Raw genomic sequence first — 1842 nt, 5'->3', positions numbered from 1 at the left:
CCATGAATCATAACCAATCATACTTGGCCAGGAGGGTTTTTGGCGTTTTGGGCAGCATGATCAGAAACAGTATTGTGACTTCTCCCGACGCCGAATCAGAGATTACGGCGCGGGCTTCTCAACCTCACGACTGAGACTTTCTGCGTAGCACTTACCTGTGAGTTACACTCACCCGGCAGTACGCTATCAGCAGACAGTTTCCTTTCCCCGTCGCCCACGGGTACTTTTTCCAATCCTCGCAATCTAATCACCTGAGCCGCTGCATGATCTCTATGAGTTCGATAGCCACATTCAGGGCAGATATGTTCTCGTTGACTGAGCAGTTTCTGTGCAGTTGCCCCACACTCTGGACAGGTTTGACTGGTTCCACTAGGATCTACTCTTTCAAAGTAGCCACCTCGTTTCCAACAAACCCATTTGAGTAAGTCGAGGAACTGTCCAAAAGAAGCATCAATACACTCTTTTCGTAGCATTCCTCTATTGAGTCCAACTGTGTTGAGATCTTCGGCAAAGATAGTCTCTGCGTGGTCACACAAAAGATGTGCGGTTTTCAGGTGAAAATCCTTGCGAGTATTGGCAATTTTATGATGTAATCTTGCCACCAGTACTTGTGCTTTTGAGTAGTTCTTAGAACGTTTCTGTTTTCTAGCTGCTCTACGTTGCAGTAATTTCAACTCGCCTTGTAGGTGCTTTAAAAACTTGGGACGTTCTACTGTGAAACCATCAGAGGTTGTCAAGAACTTTTCGAGTCCCAGATCAATCCCAATTGCGCGACCGCCAGGTGGATTATCTGGGATTTCTACGTCTAAAGCAATTGTGACAACAACGTACCATTGAGTATGTCTGGCTTTCGACAAAACCCTAACTTGCTTGACTTGGAATCCATCTGGAATCGGTCTATGCAGGTTGATTGTGACTTTCCCAATCTTGGGGAGATCTATCACGCCATTCTGTATCGGGTTCTTTTTGAACTGTGGATACAGAAATGACTTGAATTGACCAGATTTTTTGAATCGAGGAAACCCAAAACCACGAGCACGAAAATCATCCCAGGTATCATGCAGCCTACGAATTGTTGTCTGCAATACCTGAGAATGGACTTTCTTGAGCTTTGGATTAACCTTTTTAGCTATCGGGAGGTTGTTTTGCTGAAGATGATAACTCGGAAATGGAGTATTGGCTGGGATGATATATTCTTTCGACAACGAACATCTGTCTGATTCACATTTTCGACTCGCCAACCAGTCTTTCAACTCTCTCAAAGCATAGTTGTAAACCCCCCGACAAGTCTCTAACCATTCAAGCATTTGAGCTTGTTGGTCAATACTTGGATAGATACGGTAGGAGTAATTCATCATCAGCATAGAGAAACTCTACCATAAACACACAAATCAGTCAATGTATTTTTCATCCCCTTGATGGGGATGAAAAATACTGGGGGAGTCCATGTATGCCGTCGGCATACATGGACTCCCCCAAACCCCCTCGCCAGTTAAACAAAAGGCTACAAAAGAATTACCATAGCACCAGAGCCGATTAATAGGGAGTTTACTATGGAGTTTACAAAGTACCATGGACTGGGGAATGACTTTATTCTGATTGATAATCGGGATGACCCGGAACCCAGAATAACCTCAGATCAAGCGCTGCAGCTATGCGATCGCAATTTTGGAATCGGTGCAGATGGTGTGATTTTTGCCCTGCCAGGACAAGAGGGTACTGACTATACGATGCGGATTTTCAACTCTGATGGTTCTGAACCAGAGATGTGTGGTAATGGGATTCGCTGTTTAGGAAAGTTTCTGGCTGATTTAGAGGGGGATAATCACAAAACCCACTATC

The 1842-nt window shown here is 44.6% G+C and carries 2 protein-coding genes; one reads left to right on the top strand and one right to left on the bottom strand.

The annotated features are described in order from the left end of the window. Window positions 1-95: 95 nt before the first annotated feature. A complete protein-coding gene (locus F6K53_RS39455) occupies window positions 96-1358 on the bottom strand; it encodes a transposase (protein ID WP_229415189.1) in 1263 nt (420 codons plus the stop codon). Window positions 1359-1553: 195 nt separating this feature from the next. Here F6K53_RS39455 and dapF point away from each other — a divergent pair. Further along, a partial coding sequence (gene dapF / locus F6K53_RS39450; RefSeq protein ID WP_293085416.1) for a diaminopimelate epimerase occupies window positions 1554-1842 on the top strand: 289 nt, incomplete at its 3' end.

Source organism: Moorena sp. SIO4A1, from assembly GCF_010672065.1.
Taxonomy (GTDB): Bacteria; Cyanobacteriota; Cyanobacteriia; order Cyanobacteriales; family Coleofasciculaceae; genus Moorena.
This window is presented reverse-complemented; position numbering and strand designations above follow the sequence as displayed.